The organism is Reyranella sp., from assembly GCF_004297265.1.
Lineage (GTDB): Bacteria > Pseudomonadota > Alphaproteobacteria > Reyranellales > Reyranellaceae > Reyranella.
This window is the reverse complement of sequence record NZ_SCUT01000035.1, coordinates 152,487-176,897: the sequence shown is the minus strand read 5'-3', so window position 1 is coordinate 176,897 and position 24,411 is coordinate 152,487. Positions and strand designations below refer to the sequence as shown.

General features: G+C 66.3%; 25 protein-coding genes. 10 read left to right on the top strand and 15 right to left on the bottom strand.

Translation table 11 applies throughout. The features are described 5' to 3' along the window. Position 1 precedes the first annotated feature (1 nt). Positions 2-706, top strand: a complete 705-nt coding sequence (locus EPO41_RS16105) for an RNA-binding protein (protein WP_296326881.1) — start codon at positions 2-4, stop codon at positions 704-706. 118 nt (positions 707-824) lie between these two features. Further along, a complete protein-coding gene (locus tag EPO41_RS16100) occupies positions 825-1,550 on the top strand; it encodes a DUF1194 domain-containing protein (RefSeq protein WP_296326879.1) in 726 nt (241 codons plus the stop codon). Here EPO41_RS16100 and EPO41_RS16095 read toward each other — a convergent pair. Continuing rightward, positions 1,525-2,886: a hypothetical protein gene (locus EPO41_RS16095; protein ID WP_296326878.1), complete on the bottom strand. Its 1,362-nt coding sequence runs from the start codon at positions 2,884-2,886 to the stop codon at positions 1,525-1,527. The genes EPO41_RS16100 and EPO41_RS16095 overlap by 26 nt on opposite strands. A 97-nt stretch (positions 2,887-2,983) precedes the next feature. Between EPO41_RS16095 and EPO41_RS16090 the strand changes: the two genes are divergently transcribed. The 4 genes from EPO41_RS16090 to EPO41_RS16075 are packed head-to-tail and all read left to right on the top strand — an operon-like array spanning position 2,984 to position 5,563. Then, positions 2,984-3,739, top strand: a complete 756-nt coding sequence (locus EPO41_RS16090) for an aldolase (protein WP_296326875.1) — start codon at positions 2,984-2,986, stop codon at positions 3,737-3,739. Between the two features lie 11 nt (positions 3,740-3,750). Continuing rightward, positions 3,751-4,344: a hypothetical protein gene (locus EPO41_RS16085; protein WP_296326873.1), complete on the top strand. Its 594-nt coding sequence runs from the start codon at positions 3,751-3,753 to the stop codon at positions 4,342-4,344. 31 nt (positions 4,345-4,375) lie between these two features. Next, positions 4,376-4,924, top strand: a complete 549-nt coding sequence (locus EPO41_RS16080) for a carboxymuconolactone decarboxylase family protein (RefSeq protein WP_296326872.1) — start codon at positions 4,376-4,378, stop codon at positions 4,922-4,924. A 6-nt stretch (positions 4,925-4,930) separates the two neighbouring features. Further along, positions 4,931-5,563 (top strand): LysE family translocator, encoded by a 633-nt coding sequence (locus tag EPO41_RS16075; protein WP_296326871.1) that lies wholly within the window; start codon positions 4,931-4,933, stop codon positions 5,561-5,563. Between the two features lie 243 nt (positions 5,564-5,806). On the opposite strand, the gene EPO41_RS16070 is transcribed toward EPO41_RS16075, so the two are convergent. From EPO41_RS16070 to EPO41_RS16060, 3 genes are read right to left on the bottom strand one after another with little or no spacing between them, the layout of a single operon-like run. Beyond that, positions 5,807-6,583 (bottom strand): cyclase family protein, encoded by a 777-nt coding sequence (locus tag EPO41_RS16070; RefSeq protein WP_296326869.1) that lies wholly within the window; start codon positions 6,581-6,583, stop codon positions 5,807-5,809. A 14-nt stretch (positions 6,584-6,597) separates the two neighbouring features. After that, positions 6,598-7,338, bottom strand: coding sequence for an SGNH/GDSL hydrolase family protein (locus EPO41_RS16065; protein ID WP_296326868.1), 741 nt, complete (start codon positions 7,336-7,338; stop codon positions 6,598-6,600). Next, positions 7,335-8,480 (bottom strand): OpgC domain-containing protein, encoded by a 1,146-nt coding sequence (locus tag EPO41_RS16060; protein ID WP_296326867.1) that lies wholly within the window; start codon positions 8,478-8,480, stop codon positions 7,335-7,337. Before EPO41_RS16060 ends, EPO41_RS16065 begins: the two co-directional genes overlap by 4 nt. Positions 8,481-8,536: 56 nt before the next feature. Between EPO41_RS16060 and EPO41_RS16055 the strand changes: the two genes are divergently transcribed. Beyond that, the gene (locus EPO41_RS16055; RefSeq protein ID WP_296326866.1) at positions 8,537-9,253 is read left to right on the top strand and encodes an alpha/beta hydrolase; all 717 of its coding nucleotides are present in this window, start codon (positions 8,537-8,539) and stop codon (positions 9,251-9,253) included. Positions 9,254-9,362: 109 nt separating this feature from the next. On the opposite strand, the gene EPO41_RS16050 is transcribed toward EPO41_RS16055, so the two are convergent. Then, on the bottom strand, positions 9,363-10,571 hold the full coding sequence (locus tag EPO41_RS16050; protein WP_296326864.1) for a CoA transferase: 1,209 nt from the start codon (positions 10,569-10,571) through the stop codon (positions 9,363-9,365). Between the two features lie 66 nt (positions 10,572-10,637). Here EPO41_RS16050 and EPO41_RS16045 point away from each other — a divergent pair, with 66 nt between their 5' ends. Beyond that, positions 10,638-11,618 (top strand): tripartite tricarboxylate transporter substrate binding protein, encoded by a 981-nt coding sequence (locus tag EPO41_RS16045; protein ID WP_296326862.1) that lies wholly within the window; start codon positions 10,638-10,640, stop codon positions 11,616-11,618. A 3-nt stretch (positions 11,619-11,621) separates the two neighbouring features. Here the strand turns inward: EPO41_RS16045 and EPO41_RS16040 are convergent, their stop codons facing one another. Beyond that, a complete protein-coding gene (locus EPO41_RS16040; RefSeq protein WP_296326859.1) occupies positions 11,622-12,836 on the bottom strand; it encodes a patatin-like phospholipase family protein in 1,215 nt (404 codons plus the stop codon). A gap of 173 nt (positions 12,837-13,009) precedes the next feature. Between EPO41_RS16040 and EPO41_RS16035 the strand changes: the two genes are divergently transcribed. Further along, a complete protein-coding gene (locus tag EPO41_RS16035) occupies positions 13,010-14,803 on the top strand; it encodes a hydantoinase B/oxoprolinase family protein (RefSeq protein ID WP_296326857.1) in 1,794 nt (597 codons plus the stop codon). A gap of 5 nt (positions 14,804-14,808) precedes the next feature. Next, positions 14,809-16,908, top strand: a complete 2,100-nt coding sequence (locus EPO41_RS16030; RefSeq protein ID WP_296326856.1) for a hydantoinase/oxoprolinase family protein — start codon at positions 14,809-14,811, stop codon at positions 16,906-16,908. On the opposite strand, the gene EPO41_RS16025 is transcribed toward EPO41_RS16030, so the two are convergent. The 9 genes from EPO41_RS16025 to EPO41_RS15985 form a co-directional block, all read right to left on the bottom strand. After that, on the bottom strand, positions 16,905-18,191 hold the full coding sequence (locus tag EPO41_RS16025) for a TRAP transporter large permease (protein WP_296326854.1): 1,287 nt from the start codon (positions 18,189-18,191) through the stop codon (positions 16,905-16,907). The genes EPO41_RS16030 and EPO41_RS16025 overlap by 4 nt on opposite strands. A gap of 1 nt (position 18,192) precedes the next feature. Further along, complete coding sequence (locus EPO41_RS16020; protein ID WP_296326852.1) at positions 18,193-18,777, bottom strand: TRAP transporter small permease; 585 nt, start codon at positions 18,775-18,777, stop codon at positions 18,193-18,195. Between the two features lie 15 nt (positions 18,778-18,792). Then, positions 18,793-19,842 carry a TRAP transporter substrate-binding protein gene (locus EPO41_RS16015; RefSeq protein WP_296326850.1) on the bottom strand — a complete coding sequence of 350 codons (1,050 nt, stop codon included), beginning with the start codon at positions 19,840-19,842 and terminating at the stop codon, positions 18,793-18,795. A 90-nt stretch (positions 19,843-19,932) separates the two neighbouring features. Next, positions 19,933-20,223 carry a copper-binding protein gene (locus tag EPO41_RS16010; RefSeq protein WP_296326848.1) on the bottom strand — a complete coding sequence of 97 codons (291 nt, stop codon included), beginning with the start codon at positions 20,221-20,223 and terminating at the stop codon, positions 19,933-19,935. A 24-nt stretch (positions 20,224-20,247) separates the two neighbouring features. Next, a complete protein-coding gene (locus EPO41_RS16005; protein WP_296326846.1) occupies positions 20,248-20,739 on the bottom strand; it encodes a cupredoxin family protein in 492 nt (163 codons plus the stop codon). Positions 20,740-20,758: 19 nt separating this feature from the next. Beyond that, positions 20,759-22,150, bottom strand: coding sequence for a copper oxidase (locus EPO41_RS16000; protein ID WP_296326844.1), 1,392 nt, complete (start codon positions 22,148-22,150; stop codon positions 20,759-20,761). A 14-nt stretch (positions 22,151-22,164) separates the two neighbouring features. Then, positions 22,165-23,601 carry a TolC family protein gene (locus tag EPO41_RS15995; RefSeq protein WP_296326842.1) on the bottom strand — a complete coding sequence of 479 codons (1,437 nt, stop codon included), beginning with the start codon at positions 23,599-23,601 and terminating at the stop codon, positions 22,165-22,167. Next, on the bottom strand, positions 23,598-23,753 hold the full coding sequence (locus EPO41_RS15990; RefSeq protein ID WP_296326840.1) for a hypothetical protein: 156 nt from the start codon (positions 23,751-23,753) through the stop codon (positions 23,598-23,600). Before EPO41_RS15990 ends, EPO41_RS15995 begins: the two co-directional genes overlap by 4 nt. A gap of 222 nt (positions 23,754-23,975) precedes the next feature. Further along, the gene (locus EPO41_RS15985; RefSeq protein ID WP_296326838.1) at positions 23,976-24,407 is read right to left on the bottom strand and encodes a hypothetical protein; all 432 of its coding nucleotides are present in this window, start codon (positions 24,405-24,407) and stop codon (positions 23,976-23,978) included. Positions 24,408-24,411 lie beyond the last annotated feature (4 nt).

Genomic DNA, 24,411 nt, shown 5'->3' with positions numbered 1-24,411 from the left:
TGTGGGCAACCTGCCCTATTCGGTCACGTCTGAGCGTCTGTCTGAAGCCTTCTCTCAGTTCGGCACCGTTACATCTTCGAAAGTGATCGTGGATCGCGAGACCGGCCGCAGCCGCGGCTTCGCGTTCCTCGAGATGGAAACCGATGACCAAGGCGCCTCGGCCATGCAGGCCATGAACGGCGCGTTGCTGGATGGCCGCTCGATCGCGGTCCGTGAAGCCGTCGAACGTCAGCCCGGTGGCGGCGGCGGCGGCGGTGGATATGGCGGCGGTGGTGGTGGCGGCCGTGATGGCGGCGGCTTCCGTCCGCGCGGCCCGCGCCCGCCTTATGGTGGTGGTGGTGGCGGCGGCGGCTACGGCGGTGGTGGCGGCGGCTACGGTGGTGGCGGCGGCCGTGACGGCGGCGGTGGCGGTGGCTATCGCGGCGGTGGCGGCGGCTACGGTGGCGGCGGTCGTGAAGGCGGCGGCGGTGGTTACGGCGGTGGCGGTGGCGGTGGCGGTGGTTACCGCGGGGCCGGCGGTGGTGGTGGTGGCGATGGTGGCCCGATGCGGGATCGCCGTGCCGACTTCACCAGCGCCCCCCCGGCTCCTCCGGCCGAAGGCGGCGATTTCGGCAAGCCGGCCCGTCGTTTCGGCGCTGGCCCGGATCGTCCGCGTCGCGATCGCGACTACGAGCCGCGCAAGCGCGGCTTCGACGACGATCAGTAAGCCGTTCCGACAATAGACCGTCCTGACGGTCGACCTGAACGCCGGAGGATTTCCTCCGGCGTTTTCGTTTGCATGCGCCGCGCCGGTGCTATGCTTCGCTTCTTCGGCGGAGGTGGGCATGAGGCGACGGTCGGCGCTCGTAGGCTCCATGGCGGCGCTGGCGACGGCACCGTCGGCTCGCGCCCAGACACAAGTCGACCTGCAGCTCGTGCTGGCCGTCGACGTCTCGCGCTCGATCGACGAGGTCGAGGCCGAGCTCCAGCGTCGCGGCTACATTGAGGCGCTGACCAACGACCGGGTGGTCGACGCCATCCTCTCGGGCGAGAACAGGCGCATCGCGATCTGCTACACGGAGTGGGCGGGCGCACACTTTCAGACCGTCGTGATCGACTGGGCCGTGATCGACAGTCCCGGGGCGGCCCGACGCTTTGCGGAAAAGCTCGCCGAGGCGCCGCGAACCTCGCAGAGTTGGACCGCCGTCGGAGCGGCCCTCGCTCATGCCGGCCAGCGCTTCGAGAGTTCGCCCTTCGTCGCCAAGCGGCGCGTCATCGACGTTTCGGGTGACGGCCGCACGAACGATGGCCCGCCCGCCGAGATCGTACGCGACAAGCTCGTATCGCAGGGCATCGTGGTGAACGGCCTGCCGGTGATGATGAACCGCAGCAATTTCGGCCGTCCGCCCGACCTCACCCTGGACAAGTACTACGAGGAGAGCGTCATCGGCGGGCCGGGTTCGTTTCTTATCGTGGCCGACAATTTCGACCATTTCGGCCGCGCCGTGCGCACCAAGCTGGTGCGCGAGATCTCCGGTACGACACCTAGCCCTCGTTCATCACCTGCCTGAGTCTCGCGAAGGGGCTGCTGTCGCGGATGAGCTGGACCGGCATGCCGAGATGGCCGAACCGGTAGCGAAACTGATTGTCTTGTGGCAGGCGCCAGCGTTGCGCGAGCGCCAGGCCATCGCGATAAGGCACCCAGCGATCGGTTTCGCCCAGTGCCGAAACGATGCGCGAGGGCGGCAATGCCGGCATGTCCGCAGGATCGATCATGCGTGAAAGCCGCGCCAGGCTCTCGCGTGCCCAGCCCGCCTCGATCAGTGCGCGGTCGAGCCCCAGCATGCCAGCAAGCGCTCCCCCGAAGGTGACGTCCTCGACGCGGCCCGAATGGCTGATCAGCAGAGCCGCGTCGGGCCGCGCCTCGGCCGGCCACAGATGGCAATGGCTGGCGGCCAGTTGCGCCACGAACGACGACATCGATATGCCCGCGAGCGCAACCTTGCCGGCGAACCGCGCGCGTGCCCACGCAACCAGGAGCCCCGACTCGATCGCTTGTCCGGCAATGAGATCCATGGAACCCATCGGACTCGTCGCAAAGAACGGCTCGCCGCCATAGAAGCCCGGCATCGCCCGCAGGCCATGATACGGCGAGACCGGCTCGATGACCCTCCATCCCATTGCCGCGAGCTGGGGACCCGGCCCCCTGTCCATCGACATCAACTCGGTCTCGACGCAGAGGCCGTTTCCGAAGACCAAAGTGTCGATCGTTCCACCGACAGGTTCGACGACACGGGCATAGAGCGTTTCACTGCCCGGGCGTTGTCGCAGTCGCGCCGATGGAGTCGCAGCCCGCAGCCAGTATTCGCGAAGGCCCTCCCGCACGAAGCTTCGCGATGTCTCGACGCTTCCTGGGGCGAGTGGCGCCACGTAGAGGGCCGAAGGATTCTCCTGGGCACGACCGAGCTCACGCTCGACCTGTTCGGGCGGGTCGATTCGCCAGCGCGCCAGCGGCGGCCGGCGGGGAAACAGCAGCGGATAGAAGAGTGCGCGGCTCGCCAGGTGGGCGGTCGCAGCGGACCGCCTTTCGCGGTCCAGCCGTTCAGGATCGCCCCCGGCCACCGGATCGAAGAGGGCGGCCTCCCATTCCGTCCGCATCTCCTCCGCGCGGGCCTGGGCCCGTCCATGACGCGCCAGCAGACGCTGGAGGCGGGCCTCCGACCAGAAACCCGGCAGGGCAAGGCCGATCCCGTCACGAAATCGAGCGACATCCAGCCCGGCGAGATTGGCCGCCGCCCACAGTCGCGAGAGTGGCAGATACCATCGCCGCAGGCCGTACAGCCCGACCGGATCGACCCACGGCCGCGCCAGCAAGGCTCCAACCGGCGAATCGAACAGAACATTCATCGGGACAGCTCCTGACGTCGGCGATTTTGCTTGGCCGCATATGCGCTTCGCAGCATCATCGCCCGCGGCGGAGCCTTTCTTCAACGGAGCCCTTTCAATGCTGGCGAACGACCCGGTCACCCAGGCGCGGATCGACCTGACCACCGCCCTGCGCGCCGCCGCGCGGCACGGTCTGAACGAGGGCGTCTGCAACCATTTCAGCATGGCGGTGCCCGGCCGCGAGGATCTCTTCCTGGTCAATCCGCAGGGCCTGCACTGGTCGGAGATCACGCCGTCCGACATCGTCATGGCCGATGGCGACGGCACCATCGTCGAGGGCAAGTATCCGGTCGAGCCGACCGCCTTCTACATCCATGCCCGCATCCATGCCGGCAACCCGCGCGCCAAGGTCGTGCTGCACACCCACATGCCCTACGCGACGGCGCTGACCTCGATCCGCGACGGCCGCATCGAGATGTGCACCCAGAACGCCTTCCGCTACTGGGGCCGCATTGCTTACGACGAGGCCTATGGCGGTGTCGCCCTGTCCAACGACGAGGGCGAGCGCATGTGCCGGGCGATGGGCGACAAGGACATCCTGTTCCTGCGGAACCACGGCGTCATCGTCTCGGGTCCGACCGTTGCCCAAGCCTACGACGACCTTTATTACCTCGAACGTGCGGCGATGGTGCAGGTGCTGGCCATGCAGACCGGCCGGGAGTTGCACAACATCGACGAGGCGATGGCCGAGCATACGGCCAGGCAGATCGCGGGCGAGGCGCAGCAGGCCTTCCTGCATTTCGAATCGCTGAAGCGCATGCTCGACCGGGACGAGGCCGGCTGGAGCAGGCTCACGGCGGTCGAGGGACGTTAGGGGAAAGACGAATGCGTATCGCCGCCACCTTTGTTGCGCTCTCTGCGCTCTGCTTCGCGGCGCCGGCCTCCGCCCAGGGATATGGCATGCCCGCCGGGCCCAAGCTCGGCGAACTGGAGATCAAGGCCTACCAGAAGATCCCGAAGGTCAAGATCGCTGTCCAGCTCACCTCGGACACCCATCTTGCCCGCGAGCTGCGCCGCCAGGTCATGGTGCGCCTTGCCCAGCGCGGCAACCAGGTCGGCTTCAGCGGCGGCAACATCATGCGCATGGACGTGAGCTATTTCGACCTGTCCGGCGGCGGCCTGGACCGCGACATACCGTTGATCCAGAGCCAGGATTACGAGACCGGCGCCAATCCGCGTCTCGCGCTTCCCGCCAATCCGATCGGGCGCCGTGACACGATCCCGCCCGTGCCGTCCGGTTCGACCTTGCGCGTCTCGCTCACGCTCTACGAATCGAACAGCGGCAAGGTTCTGTGGACCGCGACAGGTTCCTGCAGCGTGCGATCGAGTGCGGCGATGCAGGCCGGCCTGTCGATCGTGAACCACATCTTCGACGCCGCCGATGCCAATCGCGTCGCCGACGCCGGTTGTCCGATCTAACCCTTCGAAAAGACAGAACAGAGGAAACGCAATGCCGCGTCTGGCGCCGCTCGACCTGAACAAACTCGATCCCGAACAGAAGAAGGTCGCCGACGCGATCATGTCCGGTCCCCGCGGCGGCCTGCGCGGGCCCTTCGAACCGTGGCTGCGCAGCCCCATCCTCGCGGACCGCGCCCAGAAGCTCGGCGAATATTGCCGCTTCGACAACTCGCTGCCGCGCGACCTGTCCGAGCTGGCGATCTGCCTGGTCGGCCGGCACTTCAAGGCGCAGTTCGAGTTCTACGCGCATGCGCGCCTCGCCAGGGAAGCCGGCCTCGCGGAAGACATCATCGAGGCGGTCCGCCTGCGCGCCACGCCGCCGTTCAAGCGCGACGTCGAGAAGGTCGTCTACGACTTCGTCACCGAATATCTCGAGACCAACCGCGTGGCGCCCACCAACTACAAGCGCGCCATCGACGCGTTCGGTGAGAAAGGCGTCGTCGATCTCGTGGGCGTCTGCGGCTACTACATGCTGGTGTCTATGACCCTCAACGTCTTCGAGATGCCGCTGCCGCCGGGCGAGCCCGACCCGCTGCCGTAGGCGGCGATGGATCTCGCGACCCTCGCGCTCTTCATCCCGACGGCCCTGGCGATCGCGATCTCGCCCGGGCCCGGCATCTTCTACGTAGCGGCACGCACCCTGGCCGGAGGCCGCAGCGAAGGGCTTGCCTCCAGTTTCGGCACGGGTCTAGGCGGTCTGGTCCATGTGGCGGCCGGCGCCATCGGCGTATCGGCGCTGGTGATGGCCAGCGCCGAGGCCTTCACGATCCTGAAGCTCGCGGGCGCGTTCTATCTCGTTTGGATCGGCCTCAAGGCGATCCACGAGGCCCGTCTTCCCTTCGAGGCCGGAGCGGTGACGACGGGTGCCAGCAGGGCCTTCCGCGAGGGCATCGTCGTCGAGGCGCTCAATCCCAAGACCGCTGCCTTCTTCCTGGCCTTCCTGCCGCAGTTCGTCGATCCGGCCGCAGGTCCGGTTTGGCCGCAGTTCCTGCTGCTGGGCCTGATTTCCGTGGCGCTCAACACGGCCGTCGACGTCGTCGTCGCGATGCTGGCCTCGCGGGCGCGCTCCCTCGCCACGGGCCGGCCGGAGATGCTGCGCCGCCTGCGCACGGCCGCGGGCGGTCTCGTCGCCACCCTCGGCCTCGCACTTCTTTTCGCGCGGCGCCCCGTCCCGCCCTAGAGCGAGGCGTCCTGGCGGTTCGTTGCGGCTTTGCACCGGCCGGGCCAAGGCTATCCAGCGCATCCCCGCGCCGATCCTCACAATGTCAAGGCCCCTCAATTAAAAAATCTCTCCCGCACGGGGAGGATTTTTCCTTTCGTTAGTTTCGTATATTTCGTTTGTTTCGATATATGCCTTGACGATGCCGCCGATCGCCGGGTCGGGACCAGCACGCGCCGAGTGCGTAGCCACACGCCTTCGCGATCACTCCTCGAAGATCGCGACGGCGCGCGTCCAGCCGGCGGAGGCGCCGCGGATCTTGTGCGGGAAGCAGGCGATGGTGAAGCCGTCGCCGGGCAGCGATTCGAGATTGTGAAGCTTCTCGAGGTGGCAGTAGCCGATGTCGCGGCCGGCCTTGTGGCCCTCCCAGATGATCGACGGATCGTGGTCCTTCGCCCATTTCTGGGCGGTGAAATAGAATGGCGCGTCCCAGCTCCAGGCATCGGTGCCGGTCAGGCGCACGCCCTTCTCCAGCAGGTAGATCGTGGCGTCGTAGCCCATGCCGCAGCCGGCATTGACGTAGTCGTCGTTGCCGTAGCGCGAGCCCGCCCGCGTATTCACGACCACGATCTCGAGCGGCTTCAGCTCGTGGCCGATGCGCTTCAGCTCCTGCTCGACCTCGGCAGCCGTGATGACATGGCCATCGGGCTTGTCGCGGAAATCGAGCTTCACGCCGGGCTGGAAGCACCATTCGAGCGGCACCTCGTCGATCGTGATGGCGCGCTCGCCCTTGTTCATCGTCGGATGGAAATGATACGGCGCGTCGAGATGCGTGCCGTTGTGCGTCGAGAGGTTGACGTTCTCGACCGCCCAGCCGGCGCCGTCCGGCAAGTCTTCCTTCCGGAGGCCGGGGAAGAAGCCGGCGATCTGGCCGGCCGTGTCGGCATGCTTGTGGTACTGGATGTTCGGCCCGAACGGCGGCGGATCGGAGATCACGTCGTTCTCGAGATAGATCGAAAGGTCGACGAAGCGGCGGGGCATGTTGCGTCCTCTTCTCAGGGACCGGTCAGCGCATCCAGGATCGAGCGGGTCAGCAGCTTGCCGATGCACTTCTGGCCGAAATCGTTGAGATGCAGACCGTCGAGCTGCACGAACTGGGCGTAGGGCATGCCGTCATCGTACCAGCCGCGCATGATGTCGTAGCGGCGGAACAAGCCCGCGGAATAGTCCCTGGCCGCCCCGGCCATGACCTTCTCATAGGCTTCCTTGTCGGCCACGGCGACGACGGCCGGCACATATTGCAGGTTCATCAGGATGAAGTCGGCCCCGAGCGATGTGCCGAGCTTCAGCCCGCCGCGCAGCGTCTTGTCGAACTTGTCGAGCGGCATGTGGCGGATGGCGGCGTTGGTGCCGGTCTGCCAGATCACCAGGGAGGGCGGGTTGTCCTCCATCTCGGAGCGCATGCGGGCCGCCATCTCCTCGACGTCCTGGCCGCCGATGCCGCGGTTGATCACCTCGATATCGACGCCCGGCAACGCCTTCTCAAGCCCGATGCGCAGCTGCGTGGGATAGGCGAAGGCGGGATTCGAGACCCCGTAGCCCGCAGTCGTGGAGGATCCCAACGCAATTATGCGCAGGAGCTTGCGCTCGGCGATCGCCTTGCGCGAGATCGGGAGCGTCGTCCCCAGCGCAAGCACCTCCGGCTTTGCACGGCACAGGGTCATCGACTTGGCGTGGGCGGTTCCGCCCATCGCCAGGGCGAGCGCGGCGACCAGCAGGGCGATCGTCCGTTTCACCGGGGCACTCTGGTCGCCACAGGCGCGCGATCGGTCCCACGTGCGTTCCCACGCTTGAACCAGGCCGCGATGTAGGCGGCCACACACATGATGGCGATGCCCAGGATGCTCACGACAATCTGCGACAAGATCGAATCTTCATATTGGCTGACGATGACCTGGCCGCTGAGCGCCAGGAATGTCCCGATGCAGAATATAAGCAATGAAGCTTCACCGCATCTGCGAAGTGGCTCCCAGATCCGCCATTTCAGGGCGGGGGCGTCGATCGGCACGGCGATCCGGACCAGCCAGGCGATCGCCAGGAAATGCAGGAATCGCAGGATGTCGATGTTGGTCTTGTCGATCGGATAGATGATCCGCGCCACCCAGACCGGGACCAGCCTTTCCAGCGGATTGTACTGCCAGGACAGGGCAATGAACGCTGCGAACAGCAGAAAGGCGACGGCCACGGCGGTCAGCGGCGTGCGAAACCGGTCCAGCCAGGACAGTCCGGAGCCGAACACGGCGCAGGCCGCCCCGACATGGAACACGACCTGCCAGGCCATGGGATTGAAGTACCAGATCTTTTCGTCGGGGTAGGCTGGCAGTTTCCAGTCGAAACGGCAGGTCGCGGCATAGAGGGCGAGAGAGGCCGCGATCACGGCCCAAGGCCAGCGCACCACCACCGGCAGGACCAGCGGAAAGACAGCCAGCAGCACGATGTAGAGCGGCAGCACGTCCAGATTGACCGGCCGGAACTTGAGCAGGGCCGCTTCGAGGATGGCGCGATAGGGGTTCTGGCCGAGGCCCAGCAGTTCCATCTCCTCGATCAGGGCCGGCGTGTCGCGCGCGATCGAGACCCAGGCGATCTGGGCCGAGAAGGCCACGAACAGCAGGATATGGGCGACGTAGAGCTGCCAGACGCGGCGATAGATGCGGGCCGCGGTCCGCGGCCAGCCTTCCTGCTCCAGCATGCGGCCGTAGGCGATGACGGCGGTGTAGCCCGAGATGAAGACGAAGATCTCGGTCGCGTCGCTGAAGCCGTAGTTACGGACGGTCAGCCAACTCACGATGTTGGTCGGGATGTGGTCGAGGAAGATGAACCACAAAGCGAGCCCGCGGAACAGGTCGAGACGGATGTCGCGAACGGAGGCGGCGGCCATGCCTATTGGTACCGCAGCCGAATCGTCTGCGCTACGCTCGGCGACGGAGGAAGGAAATGACCAAGACCCCCCTGCTGCTCGTCCCCGGCGTGCTGTGCTCGCCCCGCCTGTTCTCGGCCCAGGTCGCCGCCCTTTCGGGCCAGGCCGATATCGTCGTGCCCGACTGGCGCAAGGCACCACTGTCCATCTGGGACAGTTGGGAGACCGCCGCCCGCTGGGTGGTCGATCAGATGCCGGCGGAAAAGTTCGCGCTGGCCGGCCTGTCGCTGGGCGGCATGCTCGCGGTCGAGATCATGCAATTCGCCGCCGACCGCGTGACCAGGCTCGCTTTGCTCGACACCGGCATGAGGAGCCAGAGCGAGGCCGAACGCGCGATCCGCCGCGCCCGCATCCGGCTCGCCGACGAAGGTCATTTCGAGCTGGTGCTCGGCATGCAGATGACACGCTTCATCCCGGCCTATCGCCTGCCCGACAAGCCGCTGGTCGACGAGGTGATGACGATGTGCGGCGAGATCGGCGTCGAGATCTACAAGCGGCAGGAGGAGCTGGCGGCGATCCGCACCGACCGCCGTCCCGACCTGCCGAGCATCAAGTGCCCGACCATCGTCGTCTGCGGCCGCGACGACGCGGCGACGCCGCTCTTCCTGTCCGAGGAGATCGCCAAGGCCATCCCGGCGGCGGCGCTCGTGGTCGTCGACCAGTGCGGCCATCTCGTCACGATGGAAAAGCCCGAGGAAGCGAACCTCATCCTGAAAACCTGGCTGGACAGGTAAGGAGCCTGTCATCCTGAGCCGAAGGCGAAGGATCTCACGGTAGGCAAGGAGTCGTCTGGCCGTTCCGCGAGGTCCTTCACTTCGTTCAGGACGACATGAATGAGAGGACTCAGCCCACGATCTTCTTTTCCCGCAGCGTCGCGATCTCCGCGGCGCCGAGGCCGGCGAGTTCGGTCAGCACCTGATCGGTATGCTCGCCCAGCGCGGGCGGCGGTCGCGTGTCGTCGACCGGCGTGTCGGAGAAGTGGAAGTTGGAGCCGATCAGCGGCACGTCGCCGACCTTGCTGTGCCTGTAGGTCTTCAGCATGCCGCGGCGCTTCACTTCGGGCTCGTCCAGAGCCTCCTTCATGGTGCGGATCGGGCCGGCCGGGAGGTGGCGCAGCTTCTGCGCCCAGTTCTCCTTGGTGTCGGTCGTCAGCACCTCTTCCATGAGGCGTGTCAACTCGGGCTTGTTGGCCACGCGGTTGGCGACCGTATCGAAGCGCGGATCGGTCACCCATTCGGGGTGGCCCAGCGCCTTGGCTGTGTCGGCGAACAGCTTCTGGTTCGCGACCGCCATGTAGATCTTGCCGTTCGCCGTCTCGAACGAGCTGTTGGGCGCCGAGGCGAAATGGCCGTTGCCAGCCCGCCGCGGCTGCTCGCCGCCGATCAGGTAGTAGGAGCCCATGTTGCCCAGCGACACGAGCGCCGTGTCGTAGAGGGCGAGATCGATCTGCTGTCCCTTCCCGGTGTCGCGGCGCGCATAGAGCGCGGCGTTGACCGCGGCCACCGAGTGGATCGCCGTCATCGTGTCGACGATGGCGATGGCATGGCGCAGCCCCTCGCCATTGGCCTCGCCGTTGACGCTCATCATGCCTGACTCGGCCTGCAGCACGGGATCGTAGCCCGGCCGGTCCGACAGCGGCCCGGTCTGTCCGTAGGCCGAAATCGATAGGTAGATCAGCTTCGGATACTTCGCGGCGACGCTGGCATAGTCGAAGCCGTATTTTTTCAGGACGCCCGGCCGGAAGTTCTCGACCATCACGTCGGCACCGGCGAGGAGCTTGTGCACGATCGCCTGGCCTTCGGGCTTGGTGAAGTCCAGCGCGACGCTCTTCTTGCCCCTGTTGTAGGTCATGAAGAAATGGCTCTCGCCGTTGGGGCCCCCGGCCCGCGGGCCGGCGCCCTTGCGCGTGTCGTCGCCGCCGTCGGGATTCTCGATCTTGATCACTTCGGCGCCCATGTCCGAGAGCATCTGGGTGCACATGGGTCCCGCGATCACGCGGGAAAAATCGATGACACGAATGCCGTCGAGCGGCGGCCGACCTGATTTTGACATGGCTGCAAGGTAGGGCTGCAAGCGGCGCGCTGTCCATCCGATGCACATGCGCTAGAGTCCACTCCCATGGACACATTTCGCACATCGCTGTCTCGCCGCAGCCTCTTCGCTCTCCCTCTCCTCGCCGCCCTGCCTGCCGCTGCGCAGACCGAAACTTTCCCGAACAAGCCCATCCGGATCATCGTGCCCTTCGCGCCCGGCGGCTCGGGCGATATCACGGCGCGTCTGGTCGGCAAGTATATTGAGGAAAAGACCGGCCAGCCCTTCGTGGTCGAGAACAAGCCGGGCGCCAACGGCATCGTCGGCGCGATGTCCGTGAAGGTCGCACCGCCGGACGGCTACACGCTGATGCTGGCCACGACTTCGACCAATGCGGCCAACGTCCACATGTACAAGAATCCGGGCTACGACCCGGAGAAGGATTTCTCCGTCGTCGGCATCATCGGCTCCTCCGGCACCTTCCTCGTGGTGCCGGCCGACAGTCCCTACAAGACCCTGGCCGACCTGCTGGCCGACGCCAAGGCGCGACCCGGCAAGCTCAACTTCGGCTATTTCAATGCGAGCTCGCAGGTGCCGGCCGAGGTTCTGGGCAAGAAGGCCGGCGTCGACTGGCAGGGTGTCGGCTACAAGGCGATCGGTAATGCCTGGAACGACCTCTACGGCGGCGCCATCAACTTCATGTTCGTGGACCTAACCGCCGGGCGCGGTCAGGTCGTCGACAAGAAGGCGCGCGCACTCGCCATCTCGCTTCCCAGTCGCAGCCCGCTCTATCCCGATATCCCGGTCCTCTCCGAAACCTTCCCAGGCTTCACCAGCACGGGCTTCCTGGCCATTGCGGTGCCGAAGGCCACACCGCTGCCGATCCAGCAGCGGCTGAACACGCTGATCAACGAGGCCATCACGGCGCCCGAGAACAACAAGCGCCTGACCGATGAATTCGCCCTCACCGCCAGGCCGCTCACGCTCGAGCAATGTGCGGCGCAGGATCGCGAGGAACGCGCCAAGTGGGCCGACTACGTCAAGATCGCGAAGATCGAACCGCAGTAGCCATCACTCCTGACGCGCCAAAGGGTCACGCCAGCGCGACAGCGGGAGTTCGTCGAACCCGTCACCGTTCGGCGTGGCCTGCCCGGCGGTCTGGCTTTCGCCGAGGGAAGAAGCGGCGACGGCTTCTGCCCGCGCCTTCAGGAAGACTTCTGCGGCCTTCTCCCCCTCGGCGATCAGGCGACCGATGTTCTCGGAGCCGCGATCGATCTTGCCCTCGTAGTCGAGCAGATCCTGAAGCTCGGCCGGCATTTCGATACAGGGAATGTGGTAGGGCTTGGCACCATCGGTGTGGAACGACTTCGGGATCCGGACGGGCGCCTTGATGTCGAAACGGCTGAGGAATTCCGGACGGAAGGCATCGGCCAGGATCAGGTCGTTCATGAACTCGAGATGGCCGAGCTGCTGGAACAGCGAGATGTTGCCCTCGAGCTGATTGCGCCGGTCGACGATCTCGCCCGGCTTCAGAGGCACACGCCGACTGGCGGTCGGGTTGATCTTGATCAGCCAGACCTCGTCGGGAATGTTGGCTTCGCCGACCGAGCGCGGGCGGATCAGTTCCTCGACGGGCGGGTTGTCCGAGAAGAGCCCGTCCCAGTAGGCATCCTGTCCGATCTGCACCGCCGGAAAGATGTTTGGCACCGCGCAGGAAGCCAGGACGTGCTCGACCCGGATGGGCTCGTGCGCGGACACGAACTTGGCGAGCGCGCCGCTGGTCACGTTGGCGGCGCCGAGCATCAGGACCGGCCGCTGCGGCTTCGCCCCCCACGAGGCGATCTCCGCGAAGTCGATGTGCTTCTCGAGCAACCCGCGGAAATCGGAGAAGCCCGTGCGCTGCCCCGTCGTCATGAACTCCATCATCGACTGCATGAGCAGCGACGACGGGCTGAGCTGCAGCGTCGGCATGATGCCCGCGTTCACCAGCCGGACCGATTCGACGATGAAGCTGTTGATCGCGTGCTCGATCGGCCCCTGGGCGGTGTTCTCCTCCCAGAAATCCATCATGCGCTTCCAGACGGGCCGCTCGCCCTTCATGAAGGAGTACCAGAGCAGCGTGGCGCAGACGGCGCCGCCCGACGTACCGCTGATGGCGACGAACTCGAACTCGTCCTTCAGCCGGCCCTGTCCCTGAGCCTGACAGAGCGCTTTCAAGGCGCCGGCGGTAAAGGCGGTCTGGCTGCCGCCGCCCTGACAGGCGAGGGCAATCTTGGTCCTGGGCATCGAGCGTTCCTTTGGAGGGCCAATATAGTGTAGCGCGGCGCGGGCAAGTTCGCCCATGCGACCGGTCGGACCGGTCCCGTCTACACATAGCCGAAATTCGACAGGCGAAGCGGCTTGCAAATTGCATGGCGACGCTCGCCAAATGACGGCCACTGATTTCGGGAGGAAGACGAGTGCCGGTATCCGATCCGATCGCATTGGAGCTCTTCAAGAACGCCATCTTCTCGATCGCCGACGAAATGGCGCTCACGGTCTTCCGGACGACCTATTCCGGCGTGCTCAAGGACAACATGGACTATTCGACGGGTTTCGCCGACGCCAACGGCAAGCTCGCGGCCCAGGGCCTGACCCTGCCGGGCCATCTCGGCTCCGTGCCGACGGCGATGGAATCGATCATGCGGCACTTCAAGGACGACATGGCGCCGGGCGACGTCTTCATCATGAACGACCCGTTCGACGGCGGCATGCACCTGCCCGACATCTTCGTGATCAAGCCGCTGTTCCACGAGGGCGAGCGGCTGGCCTTCGCCTGCACCGTCTGCCACCACATCGACGTCGGCGGCCGGGTCGCCGGTTCGAACGCCTCGGATTCGACGGAGATCTACGCCGAGGGGCTGCGCATCGCGCCGATGAAGCTTTACGACAAGGGCATTCTCAACAAGACCATCATGACGTTCATCGAGAAGAACGTCCGCCTGCCCGTCCAGCTGTTCGGCGACCTGCGCGCCCAGCTCGCGGCCTGCCATATCGGCGAGAAGCAGTTCGCCGAGCTGGTCTCACGCCATGGAGCAGAAGAGACGAAGTTCTATCTCAACGAAGTCATCGACTATGCCGAGCGCCTGACGCGGGCGGCGATCCAGGAGCTTCCCGACGGCCAGTGGAGTTTCGAAGACTGGATCGACGATGACGGCGTCGACTACGGCAAGCCGATCCGCCTGTTCGTCACCATCACCAAGAAGGGCGGCCACATGGTGGTCGACTGGACGGGCACCAACCCGCAGGTGAAGGGCGCGATCAACAACACGCTCTCCTTCACCAAGGCCGCCTCCTACACCGGCGTGCGCTCGGTGCTGCCGCCGGGCATCCCCAACAACGAAGGCGTGTTCCGCGCCATCGAGGTGATCTGCCCGCCGGGCACGGTGGGCAACGGCGTGCTGCCGGCGGCCTGTGCGGCGCGCGGCCTGACCGGCTTCCGCATGACCGACTGCATGTTCGGCGCGCTCGCCATGATGCTGCCCGACCGCGTGAAGGCAGCGGGCGACGGCGGCAACACCGGCATCTCGATCGGCGGCTACGATTCGGAGCGCAAACCCTTCGTCTATGTCGACTTCACCTGCGGCGCCTGGGGCGCGCGGCCCTTTGCCGACGGGCTCGACGGCAACTCACACATGTTCGCCAACATGGCCTCGCATTCCATCGAAGTGACCGAGGCCGAGCAGCCGATCCAGCTGCTGGCCTACGAGTTCGTGGCCGACAAGGCGGGCGCCGGAAAGTATCGCGGCGGCGTGCCGTTCCGGCGCGACTACAAGTTCCTCGAGACCGAGGGCATGCTGCAGGTCCGCTCCGACCGCCGCGACCATCGGCCGTTCGGCCTCTATGGCGGCAGTCCCGGCGGGCCGTCGGAGAATTATCTCAACCCCGGGGCTGAGAACCGGCTGCTGCCCTCGAAACTCACGATGACCGTCAAGGGCGGCGACATCTTCCGCCATGTGCTAGCCGGTGCCGGCGGCTGGGGCGATCCACTGGAGCGCGATCCCGCCGCGGTCCTGCGCGACGTGCGCAACGAACTGCTCTCGCCCGCGAAGGCGCTCGCCGACTATGGCGTCGTGATTGACACCGGGGTCTGGAAAGTCGACGCGGCGGCGACGGAACGGCGTCGCGCCGAGATCGCCAAGGTGCGCGGCTGGACCGAGACGCCCAAGGTGCAATGGCACGATCCGGCCCCGCTCGCCCGGGCCGCGGAGTAGCCAACATGACCGTGACCTACCGCGTCGGTGTCGATATCGGCGGCACCTTCACCGACATCGTGCTGCTCGGCTCCGACGGCACCATCCACACCAAGAAGATCTCCTCGAGCGTCGGCAACTACGCCCAGGCAATCGTCGACGGGTTGAGTGAGGTCTTCCGCGAGACCGGGCTCGACGGCGGTGCCATCGAGGAGATCCGCCACGGCACGACGGTCGCGTCCAACGCGATCCTCGAACACAAGGGCGCCCGCGTCGGATTGATCACCACCAAGGGCTTCCGCGACGTGCTGGAGATCCGCACCCTGCGCATGCCCAAGCTGTACGATCTCGGCTGGACCAAGCCCGAGCCACTGGTCGAGCGTTATCTGCGTCGCGTGGTCGACGAGAGGGTCGACCATGCCGGCAAGATCGACCGCGCCCTCGACCCGGCCGATGCGGAACGCGCCGTCGACGCACTGCTGGCCGAGAAGGTCGAGGCGATCGCCATCTGCCTGCTGAACTCCTTCGCCAATCCAACGCACGAGCTGATGCTGCGCGACCTCGTCGCCCGGAAGGCACCGCACCTGCCGCTCAGCGTTTCCTGCGAGGTGCTGCCCGAGATCAAAGAATACGAGCGGACCTCGACCACGGTCATCAACGCCTATGTGATGCCGATCGTGGCGACCTACCTGCATGCGCTGCGGCGCGGGCTCGATGGTGCCGGCATTCCGGCGCGCCTGCTCTTGATGCAATCGAACGGCGGCCTCACGACCGACACCGCCGCCGCCGAGCGGCCGATGAACATCATCGAATCGGGCCCGGCCGGCGGCGTCGTCGGTGCCCAGGCGCTGGCCCGCGCCAAGAACCTCGAGAAGATCATCACCTTCGACATGGGCGGTACCACCGCCAAGGCCTCGATGGTCGAGGACGGCGAGGTCGCGCGCGCCCAGGAGTATGCGGTGGGCGCCGGCATCATGATCGGTTCGCGCCTGCTCACCGGCGCGGGCTACACGCTGAAGGTCCCGGCGATCGACCTCGCCGAGGTGGGCGCAGGCGGCGGCAGCCATGTCTGGATCGATCCGGGCGGCGCGCTGCAGGCGGGACCGGAAAGCGCCGGCGCCTTCCCCGGCCCGGTCTGCTACGACAAGGGCGGCACGGCGCCGACCATCACCGACGCCAACGTGCTGCTGGGTTACATCAACCCCGGCCATCTCGTGGGCGGCGCCGTAAAGCTCAACGCCGACAAGGCGCGCGCCGTGTTCGAGGAGAAGATTGCCAGGCCTCTCGGCATGACCGTCGAGCGCGCGGCCTACGGCGCGCACCTGATCGCGGCCTCCAACATGATCCGCGCCATCAAGGCGGTGTCGACCGAGCGCGGCCGCGATCCGCGCGAATTCTCGCTGTTCGCCTTCGGCGGCAACGGACCGCTGTTCGCCGCCGGCATGGCGGCGGCGCTGGGCATCGGCAAGGTGATCGTGCCGCCGTCCGCCGGGCTCTTCTCGTCCTTCGGCCTGCTCTACGCCGATGTCGAGCACCACTATGCCCGGACCTTCCGGCGCCTGCTGCGCCAGGCCGATCTCGGCGAGATCGATCGCGCCTGGACCACGATGGCGGAACAGGCCGACGGCCAGCTCGCCGCCGAGGGCTTCACGGGCGCGGGCGCCCGGCTGAAGCGCTCCGCGGCGCTGCACTACAAGGGCCAGAGCTACGAGCTCACGGTGCCGGTGCCGGACGGCCCGATCGACGCCCGCATGGTCACGCATCTGGAGGAAGCCTTCGGCCAGGAGCATGAGCGCACCTACGGCCATCGCGCCGGGCCGGACGAGCCGGTCGAGCTGGTCGCCATCCAGCTGGTGGGCGCGGGCTTGCGCGAGGGTAGCGGCGTGCCCCGGAACGTGCGGCCGAGCCGCGCAGAGGCGAAGGGCCAGGCCTCGCGCCGCGCCTGGTTCGGCGACAGGCACGGCTGGATGGAGACGCCGGTCGTGAGCCGCCTCGACCTCTCCGTGGCGCAGACCGGCCCGCTGATCATCGACGAATACGACACGACTTGCGTCGTTCCGCCCGGCGCCCGCGCCGAGCGCGACAGCGCGGGGAACATCGTGATTACGCTGGCGCCGGCGGCCTAGGTCGCCGCCATCTGCGGCAGCCACAGCGCAATCTGCGGCCAGATCGACAGGACCAGCAGCATCAGCAGCATGGTGATGACGAAAGGCGACGTGCCGAGGATCACGTCGTCGATGCGGCCCTTCTTGCGCAGGCCCTGGACGACATAGAGGTTGATGCCGACCGGCGGCGTGATCATGGCCAGTTCCATCAGGATGATGATCATGATGCCGAACCAGATCGGATCGTAGCCGGCCTTGATCATGATCGGCGCGATGATCGGCACCGTCGCCACCATCATCGACAGTGTCTCCATGAACATGCCGAGGATGAAGTAGAAGATCACCACGACGATCAGCAGCTGGACCTTCGACAGGCCGAGGCTGGTGATGAAGCGATTGACCTGGCCGGTGAGGCCGATCGAGGTGATGACGAAGTTCAGGAAGTAGGCCGCGAGCAGGATCGCCATGATCATGGCGGTGGTGCGCATCGTCCCCTCGAAGGCGTTCAGGAGGGTGCGCAGCGTCAGCCGGCGATAGGCCGCGGCGATGCCGATGGAGGCGATCACGCCCAGCGCCGCCGATTCCGTGGCAGTCGCCCATCCCGCATAGATCGAGCCGATGACTGACAGGAAGATCACCAGCGGGGGAATGAGATCGGGAAGGGCCGCGATCCGCTGAGCCCAGCTCGTCGAGGTCGGCTTGCCACCCATCGCCGGCCGCACGAGGCAGATCACCAGCACCGTCAGGCTGAACAGGCTGGCCAGGACGAGACCGGGAATGAAGCCCGCCAGGTAGAGCTTGGGGATCGACGTCTCGGTCAGCACCCCATAGACGATCATGTTGATCGAGGGCGGGATCAGGATGCCCAGCGTGCCGCCGGCGGCGATGGTACCGAGGAACAGCCGCTCGGAATAGCCGCGCTTCTCGACCTCGCCGAGCGCCACGGTCCCGATGGTCGCCGCCGTCGCCACGCTCGATCCGGACGTTGCCGCGAACATGGCGCAGGCTGCGATGTTGGAATGCATCAGGCCGCCGGGCAGCCACGGCACCCACAGGACCAGCGCATTGTACATGCGTTCGGCCATGCCGGAGCGCAGCAGGATCTCGCCCAGCAGCACAAAGAACGGAATCGCCACAAGCAGGAAGTTGTTCGACGTGCCCCAGGCGATCTCGCCCATCGCCAGCGACAGCGGCAGCTTCGAATAAATGCCCGACAGCGACAGGCCGAGGATGCCGAGGCCGGCAGCGACCGGAATCGCCAGAGCCAGCAGGCCGATGAGAATGAGGAGCGTGACGATGAGCATGTCAGGCGCTTCCCTCGCGATCCTGCCGGCCCTTGAGGTCGCGAATCTCGTCCTCGACTTCCTCCTCTGCCGACCGCGTGCTGATCAGTTGCGCCATGCCGTTCAGATCGCCGGCCAGGGCGAGCCGCAGCGACTGCACGATGATCACGATCGCGATGCCGACAAAGGCCACCAGACCTGCGATCCAGAGGAACTGGGGAATGATGGTCGGCGTCTCCAGGGCGGATTGGCTGCGCGATTCCGACGTCCAGGATTGACCGACGACGCCCAGCCCGTGCCACAGGGTCAGCGCGAAGAAGGCGGTGAACAGAACCAGGGCCAGGAGATCGAGCGCCAGCCGCAGCTTCTGCGGAAACAGCACGTAGAGCGAGTCGATCCGGATGTGCGCCCGGTCGAGCAAGGCCGCCCCCAGGCCCCAGGTCGTCCCGATCGCCAGTGAATACCCGGCCAGTTCGTCGGCACCGCCGATCGAGCGCGCGAGGAACTTGCGCATCAGCACGTCGATGCCGATCAGCACCGCAGCCAGGAGAACCAGCGCACCACCGAACCAAAGGCCCCACTGGGCGAAGCGACGGACTCCGATCATGAGAGCAGCCGCCGGCTACGGCGTGGGCGCCTGCAGGCCGAGCGTCTTGCCGACGGTCTCGTTCCATTCCTTCGCGCAGGCTGCTCCGCAGCGCTTGGCCCATCCGGCGAGCACCGCACCCTCGACCAGCTTCTTATGGGCCTCCATCTCCTCGGGCTTGACCGGCACGATGGTGGTCTTGGCGAGCTTGCCCATGGTGCAGGGCTGCTTGCCGGTGTTGCAGTTGTCGGCCTCGCCGGTCGTCGTCTCGATCGTTTTCCACATCTTGTCTTCGTAGGCCTTGAACTGCTCGGTCAGGAAAGCCTGCGTCTTGGGATCGAGCCGCTTCCAGGTGTCGAGGTTGACCGCCAGGACGTTGATGCTCCAGCCCAGCGACATCGGGTAGATCGACTTGGTGACCTCGGCCCAGCCGGCGGTGTTGCCCGACAGGCTGCCGGTCACGCCGCAATCGACCACGCCGTTGTTGAGCGCCGGGACAACCTCGGCAAAGGCCATGCTGACAGCCGTGCCGCCCACTCCGCTCAGGAAGTCGCGCATCGTGTTGTTGAACACGCGGATCTTCTTGCCCTTGAGCCCCTCGAGGCCGGCCAGTACGTCCCGGCACCAGAAGACCTGGGGCGTGTTGCCGCCGAAGGCCAGCAGCTTGGCATTCCAGTTCTTCTGCATCTGGCGGTCGATCACGGCGCGATAAGCATTGCAGGCTTCGCGCGCCTTGGCCGGCGTGAGCGTGAGGCCGGCGAGATCGCACGCCTCGAATCGCGGATCGTCGCCGGCCATCTTGGAAATATCCATGGCGGCGAAGTCCATCACGCCGAGCTTCAGCAGCCGCAGCATGGTCTTGTCGTCGATGCCCATCTGGTCGAGCGGCGTCACGTCGACGGTGATCGCGCCCTTGGAAGCCTCGGGGATCGTCTTGCGCCAGAACGGCAGCTCGTCATGGATCGAGACCGGAGTCGGGCTGTTCAGCCCGATCACCTTGAACTGGCTCTTGGGCAGATCCTGCGCCGCGGCGACTGAGACGAAGGCGGCAGCAAGAGCCAGACCGGACAGCAAACGATGGAACATGCGAACCCCCTGGTCGTCCCCGAATTTCCAGAGACGATGCAGCAAATTGCATGCCACGCGTTGGCGATGGGCTGCCTCATCGCAGCCCGGTCAGCGTCCCTTGCCGAGCTTGGTGACGGTGATGGCGCCGTTGACCCGTTCGGCCTCGAACTCGATCCTGTCGCCTGCCTTCATCCTGTCGAGCATGGCGGGATCGGCGACGCGGAACACCATGGTCATCGCGTCCATGTCGAGGCTCTTGATGGGCCCGTGCTTGAGCGTGACCTTCCCCGCGGACTTGTCGACCTTGATGACTTCGGCCTGCACCATGCCGCTGTCGGCCCATGCGGACACCGAGAATGCGATCGCGACCAGCATCGCCGTGACGATCTTCCTGAACATGCAGACCTCCGCTCCTGAAGGGACTCACTCGACGACGATGGTGCCGGTCATGCCCGCCTGGCGATGTCCGGGGATGAGGCAGGAGATGTCGAACGTGCCCGCTTTGGTGAACTGCCAGAGGATCTCGCCGGTCGCCCTGGGCTTCAGGCGCTTCGCGTTGGGATCGTCGTGTTCCATGTCGGGGTTCTTCTCCATCTCCTTCATGTGCTTCAGGTTCTCCTCGACGGTGCCGATGACGAACTCGTGGTCGACGGCGCCGTTGTTGCGGAGCTGGAAGCGCACCTGCTCGCCCTTCCTGAATCTGAAGCCGTCGGGAAGGAACAGCATCTTCCCCTCGTCCTCGCGGAAGACGACCTGGACGATGCGCGCCGGCTTCTTCGGATCTCCCGGCCTGCCGTACGCCGTCTCGCCGCCGTGATCGTGGCCTTCGCCCGGTGCATGGCCGGGTGCCGCGAGGGCCGCGCCGGCCAGCAGGGCCGCGACGATCGATGCGGTCAGGAACGTTCCGGTTTTCACGATTGCCTCCTTGGTGGAACTATTTGTGGGAGTCATGGGACGACGGCTTGACCACGCGCGCCGGTGCGCCGCCGGGTTTGGTAGCCGGTACGGGCGTGGGCGCGCGGGTGGTGGCGGGCGGCGGCCCCGTCCATTCCCAGGCCACCGTTCCGGGCGGATGCTGGTACCAGCCGGGGTCCTTGTAGTCGTTCGACCCGATGCCCTCGCGCACCTTCACGACGGAGAACATGCCGCCCATCTCGACGGCGCCGAACTGGGCGAAGCCGGTCATCATCGGCAGCGTGTTGTCCGGCAGCGGCATCTCCATCTCGCCCATGTCGGCCATGCCGGCGCTGCCCATCGGCATGTAGTCGGGCACCAGGCGCTTCATCCGTTTGGCGAACTGCTTCTTGTCGACTCCGATGAAGGTGCGGAGGTCATGACCCATCGCGTTCATCGTGTGGTGCGACTTGTGGCAGTGGATCGCCCAGTCGCCGGGGTAGATTGCGTCGAACTCGTAGGCGCGCATGGCACCCACCGGGATGTCGATCGTGACCTCGGGCCAGCGCGCCTCCGGTCGCACCCATCCGCCGTCGGTGCAGGTGACCTCGAAGTCGTAACCGTGCATGTGGATCGGGTGGTTGGTCATGGTGAGATTGCCGACGCGCACGCGCACCCTGTCTCCCTTCGCCACGACCAGGGGGTCGATGCCTGGGAACACCCGGCTGTTCCAAGTCCACATGTTGAAGTTCAGCATCTCTGCGACTTTCGGCACGTAGCCGCCGGGCTCGATGTCGTAGGCGCTCAGCAGGAACACGAAGTCGCGGTCGACGCGATGCTGCTTCGGATCGCGGGGATGGACGACGAAGAAGCCCATCATGCCCATCGCCATCTGCACCATCTCGTCGGCATGCGGGTGGTACATGAAGGTCCCGCTCTTCATGAGCTGGAACTCGTAGACGAAGGTCTTGCCCGGCTTGATGTGAGGCTGGGTGAGCCCTCCGACGCCGTCCATGCCGCACGGCAGGAGCTGGCCATGCCAGTGGACGGTCGTGTGCTCCGGCAGGCGATTGGTCACGAAGATGCGCACCTTGTCGCCCTCGACCGCCTCGATCGTCGGACCGGGGCTTTGGCCGTTGTAGCCCCACAGGCGCGCCGTCATGCCGGGCGCGATCTCGCGCTCGACCGGTTCGGCGACGAGATGGAACTCCTTCCAGTCGCCGTTCTGCCGCCACGGCAGTGTCCATCCGTTCAGCGTCACGACGGGCTGGTAGTCGGGTCCGCTGGTCGGATAGAGCGGCGGCTGCATCGTGTTCGTGGTGGTGGTCGGGGCCTCGGGAATCGACTGCGCCTGGACGCGACCGCTGACGGCGGCGGCGCCGAGGAGTGCGAGACCCGATGCTCCGACGAGATCACGCCGGGAAATGCTCATGTCGTTCTCCTTTCCTAGAGTCCGAGGGGAATTGTTTCGGGAGGCGGGGTCGTGTTGATCACGCCGGACGGCGGCACCGTGCCACCGACGATCAGAGCCGCCTGGAGGTCGGCGACGGCCAGGTGGTAGTCGCGCAAGGCGTCGAGCGACGCGATGTTCGCGTTGATCCGCTCGCGCTCCTCGATCAGCACCTCGAAGACGTCGGTGAGCATCCCGTTGTATCGAAGGAGCACCTCGGACGAGATCTGGCGCCGCAGCGGAACGATGCGCGACTGGTAGTAGCGCGCGATGTCATAGGTCGCGCGATACGTCGCATAGGCGACACGCGCCTCCGAGCGGGCGTTGACCGACCGTTCGACGAGCCTGTTGATCGCCCGCATGTAGATCTCCTGGGCGGCCGTCACGCGGGCCTGGCCGGTGTCGAAGATGGGGATCACGATGCCGAGTTCGATCCCGTACCTGTTCTTGGACGTCTGCTCGCCCGTGCTGCCGGTTTCGACCTCGTTTCGGAAGCCGAGGCCCAGTTCCAGGAACGAGAGATAGCGCGTGGCATTCACGAAGTTCGCCGACTTCGCCAGTGTCACGATCTCGTACCGAAGGATGATCAGGTCGACGCGCCGTCTCATCGCATCGACCTCCACGTCGGCCAGCGCGTCGGCGGCGGCCGGCAGGACCGGGAGCCGGGAGGGAAGCCTGTAGGCGAGATCGCTTCCCCAGAGACCGAGGATGCGGGTCAGGGTCTCTCGCGACGTGGTAACCGCCAGCCGCGCCTGCGCGACCTGGACGCTCAGGTCGGCATAGAAAGCGGAAACGCGCGCCTGGTCGAGCTTGTTGGCTGCGCCGGTCTCGCCGAGCTGCTTCATCATCTGTGCCGAGGCATCGGCCGTCTGGCGCGCCTGCTCGAGCAGGGCGAGGCGCTGCTGGGCGGCGAGCGCGCGGACATAGGCACGCCGCACGTCGATCGTCAGGCTGAGCGTCGTTGCGACCGCGCGATAGCGCGCCTCCTCGAACTCGCGCTTCGCGATCTCGGTCCTGGCGGGCAGCGTCGCGAAGGCCAGCAGGTTGCCGACGAGCTGGAAACCGAACTCCACGAAGCTTCCCGTGCCGAACGTGCGGTTCAAGGTGATTGCGGGATTGGGCGGCAGGCTCGTCTGGACATACTCGGCTTCCGAGATTCCCAGGTCGTTGTAGGCCGCCTGCAGGCCGCGATTGTTCAGGAGCGCGATCTGGACGGCCGCCTCCTCGCTGAGCGGCTCCGCCAGCAGGGACTGCACGCGCTCGCGGGCCCGTCGCATGTCTTCCGGCGAGGAGATCTTCACGGCGTCGCGGCCGATCTCCCGGCGAACGCCGTCCGTGACCGGCGCCATGCCGCCATCGTCGGTGAACTTCGCGCAACCGGCGGCCAGCAGTCCGACGAGGGTGACGGCGGCCACCCGCGAAAGGGCGCTCATTGCGACCGCCCGGCCGCGGGGGCGACGCGATCGTTGAGTTCCCGCCACGGCTTCAGGCCGACCGGCGCATGGGGCGCGGTGCCGGACATCACCGGCTGGTACGGCGTCCCGATGATGGCGGCATCGGGGCTGGAAGCGTCGTCAGGCGACAACGCAGGCAAGGGAGGCGCGGCGCATGCGGCCGCTCCAAGCGCAAGCATGGCTGGAATCAGGAATCTCATGGCAGAAGCCCGGGCAGAATTGACGTGGACGCAACGGGGCGAGCCTCGCGGCCGGACGGCGGCGAGCTGCCTGCGTTCGCGCAAGTCGGACGTCGGAGCTAGCGAGCCGGGGAACGACTCGCGACCAGACACACGCTTATGGCGCGAACGCGGTCAGGTGAATCTGGGAGGACGTTCCGAACGGCCGCCGCAACGGCCCTCGAGCAGGTCGCTCATGAGCGTCGGGACCGATGACGCGATCCCGGGACCTGCCCAGGCATCGATGCCGGGGGCGGCCATCGCTGCATGGCAGGCAATGGTGCAGCAGCCTTCGTCGTGGTTTGCCATGCCGCCGCCCGGACAGGTGTCGGCCTCGTGCGCGGCAGGCGCCTCCGTTCCGTCCGGCAGGCTCGCTGCCGGCGTGGCCGACTCCTCGTACGCGACAGGCTGCGAAGCCATGACGGTCACGGGACGGTCATCCGCCTGGGTATGACCACCATGGGCATGACTGCCATGAGCAGACGCAGCGCCAGCGGCAAGCACCCACGCCGCGAACGCAAGCAGGAGCGCTTGTGCGATCTTCCTCAGCGGGCGGATGGGGGTCATCGGC